Below are 2,983 nucleotides of genomic sequence, written 5' to 3'. Positions count from 1 at the left end.
GATCGCCATAGCCACTGCCAAGACCACCAGAGACATAGCAGGACTTGATCCGGTTGTGGCAATGTGCAGCTTCTCCACCAAAGGAAGCGCGAGCCACGAACGCGTCGACAAGGTCGTGGAGGCTACAGAACTTGCCCGCAAGATGGCTCCTGAATTGAAAATAGACGGTGAATTGCAGAGCGACGCATCGATCGTTCCTGCCATCGGCAGCATGAAAGCTCCCGGCAGCGAGGTGGCGGGACACGCCAACACCCTCGTGTTCCCCTCGCTTGAGGTAGGCAACATAGCATACAAGCTTGTGCAGCGTCTTGCCGGAGCCGGAGCTGTAGGACCGATTCTCCAGGGTCTTGCCGCTCCTGTCAACGACCTGTCCAGAGGCGCGACAGTCGATGACATCGTGAATACAATCATTGTGACCTGCAATCAGGCAATAGGAGACAAAAATCTATAAGATTATGAAGATATTAGTTTTGAACTGCGGCAGCAGCAGCGTGAAATACAAGCTTATTGACAGCGACAACAAGGACGTGCTTGCAGAAGGCGGCGTGGAGAAGATCGGTCTATCCGATTCATTCCTCAAATTCAAGCTGCCCGATGGCTCGAAAGAGACAATCACCGTGGAGATGCCCGATCATAAAGAGGCTATACGTCAGGTGATGAAAGTGCTCACAGATCCGGAGAAAGGCGTGATCAGCAGTTTCGACGAGATTGGTGCCGTAGGTCACCGCGTGGTGCATGGCATGGAATATTTCAACAAATCCGTGCTTATCACTCCTGAAGTCATTGAGAAAGTCAAGGAATGCTACCCTGTAGCTCCACTGCACAACCCCGCCAATGTTACCGGCATAGAGGCGGTTACAGAACTCATGCCGAACACTCCTCAGGTCGGAGTGTTTGACACTGCATTCCATCAGACAATGCCTGCAAAGGCATACATGTATGCGCTCCCATATGAGGATTATGAGAAATTCGGCATACGCAGATACGGTTTCCACGGCACAAGCCACCGCTATGTGTCACGCCGCGCCTGCGAATTTCTCGGTCTTCCTTATGAGAAACAGAGAATCATCACATGCCATATCGGCAATGGAGCGAGCATAACAGCTATAGCTGACGGGAAGAGCATAGACACCTCCATGGGTCTCACCCCTACAGAAGGTCTCATGATGGGCACACGCGTAGGCGACATAGACCCGGGCGCACTCGTATACCTTATGGAAAGCCGCGGAACTGACGCACAGGGGCTGCAGAAAATCATCAACAAAGAGAGCGGCGTGCTTGGCGTGTCGGGCATATCCAACGACATGCGCGACATAGAAGCCGGCATAGCCGAAGGCAACGAACGCGCACGTCTTGCAATGGACATGTATGAATACCGTATACTGAAATATATCGGTGCCTACTCCGCCGTACTCGGAGGTGTCGATGTGATTGTGTTTACCGGAGGTGTCGGCGAGAACCAGACCGGAACACGCGAACAGATATGCCGCAAACTCGAATACATGGGCGTGACATTCGATGCTGAAGCCAACAAAGTGCGTGGCGAGGAAATCGAGATCTCAGGCAAGGATTCAAAAGTTCACGTTGTTGTCATCCCCACGGATGAGGAACTGATGATCGCGGAAGACACCGCATCAATCGTAAAAGGATGAGAATAGGACAAGGGTACGACGTGCACCGTCTTGTGGAAGGTCGCGAGCTGTGGCTCTGCGGAATAAAGCTGGAGCACACACTCGGGTTGCTCGGACACAGCGACGCGGATGTGGCGATACACGCACTCTGCGATGCGATACTCGGTGCCCTGGCACTCCGTGACATCGGATATCATTTTCCCGACACCGACCCGCGATACAAGGGAGCCGACAGCAAACTTCTGCTCGCGGAGGTGTGCCGCATGATGACCGACAAAGGGTACGCCATAGGGAACGTGGACATCACTATCTGCGCCGAACGTCCGAAAATCAATCCCCACATCGAAAAGATGCGCGAAAAACTCGCCGATATACTCGGATGCGAGATCGGCGACGTCTCCGTCAAAGCGACTACGACCGAAAAACTCGGTTTCACCGGCCGCGAGGAGGGTATCTCCGCTTACGCAACGGTTCTGCTCAGGAGCCGCAACAACTGATATACAAATAAATCCCCGGAGTCCCCAATCAGGGATCCCGGGGATTGCCATATGTCTGCAATTACAATGATCTACCATCTCATAGCCATTATCGTGGCAGTATTCGGAGTTGTCAAAGGCTACCGTAAAGGTTTTTTCCGGCAAATACCGCTCCTGATAGGATTCTGTTTCGGCGTTGTCTGCGCCCGCATATTCTGCGTTCCTGTCGAAGAGGGTTTGCGACAGTTGCTGCCATCTATTGCGAGCAGACCGGAATGCGGTTATGTATACAGCACGCTTGCCCGCGGGCTGGTGTTCATCATTGTCTATGAGCTATTCAGTTTCTGCACCGGATTCCTGCGTCTGCTGTTCCGCACCTTCGACAGCGGCGTGCCCGACAGTATGGCAGGGTCTTTCTTCACTCTTGTCAGATACCTGCTCATACTCTCCATATTCTATAACTTCATGCTTTGCTGGAGTCCTGACTCCGAAATGCTGCGATATGCCAAATCCGACGATGGCAACATCATCGAGGCTGTAATGCTCGTGGCTCCCGCCATTCTCGGCGGCGAATCAGTGGAAGACCTCGCCCATACACTTCAGCTCGAAGCCGCAAAATGCATCTCATAAGAATCCGGGACACACCGTCCAGAAGCAATCTGTCCGGGAAGCTGTTGAGAGTAGGGTTGAAAATAAAAGTTAATAGGTGCATGTTCAAAAAATAAGGCATTTTGGTTTGCCGGAATTTATTTTTTTTATAACTTTGCATCAGATAAGCGCGGCGTCAGCTGCGACAAACGCGGTAGTAGCTCAGTTGGTAGAGCATCAGCTTCCCAAGCTGAGGGTCACGAGTTCGAGTCTCGCCTACCGCTCAAC

General features: G+C 52.4%; 4 protein-coding genes and 1 tRNA gene. All 5 read left to right on the top strand.

Features of this window, described 5'->3' with window-relative positions:
* A partial coding sequence (locus JX312_RS11450; protein WP_255563919.1) for a phosphate acyltransferase occupies positions 1–451 on the top strand: 451 nt, incomplete at its 5' end.
* Between the two features lie 4 nt (positions 452–455).
* A complete protein-coding gene (locus tag JX312_RS11445) occupies positions 456–1,652 on the top strand; it encodes an acetate/propionate family kinase (protein WP_123403568.1) in 1,197 nt (398 codons plus the stop codon).
* A complete protein-coding gene (ispF, locus tag JX312_RS11440; protein WP_124029905.1) occupies positions 1,649–2,128 on the top strand; it encodes a 2-C-methyl-D-erythritol 2,4-cyclodiphosphate synthase in 480 nt (159 codons plus the stop codon). Before JX312_RS11445 ends, ispF begins: the two co-directional genes overlap by 4 nt.
* Before the next feature lie 51 nt (positions 2,129–2,179).
* Positions 2,180–2,737 (top strand): CvpA family protein, encoded by a 558-nt coding sequence (locus tag JX312_RS11435; RefSeq protein ID WP_124029904.1) that lies wholly within the window; start codon positions 2,180–2,182, stop codon positions 2,735–2,737.
* A gap of 169 nt (positions 2,738–2,906) precedes the next feature.
* A tRNA-Gly gene (locus JX312_RS11430) sits at positions 2,907–2,979 on the top strand.
* Positions 2,980–2,983: the final 4 nt, after the last annotated feature.

The sequence above is a fragment of the Barnesiella sp. CU968 genome (genome assembly GCF_905219685.1).
Classification (GTDB): domain Bacteria; phylum Bacteroidota; class Bacteroidia; order Bacteroidales; family Muribaculaceae; genus Lepagella; species Lepagella muris_A.
This window is presented reverse-complemented; position numbering and strand designations above follow the sequence as displayed.

What these genes read in the sequence shown, in the direction of transcription:
- JX312_RS11445 (WP_123403568.1), top strand. Translation starts at nt 456, where the DNA reads ATGAAGATATTAGTTTTGAACTGCGGCAGCAGCAGCGTGAAATACAAG.
- ispF (WP_124029905.1), top strand. Translation starts at nt 1,649, where the DNA reads ATGAGAATAGGACAAGGGTACGACGTGCACCGTCTTGTGGAAGGTCGC.
- JX312_RS11435 (WP_124029904.1), top strand. Translation starts at nt 2,180, where the DNA reads ATGTCTGCAATTACAATGATCTACCATCTCATAGCCATTATCGTGGCA.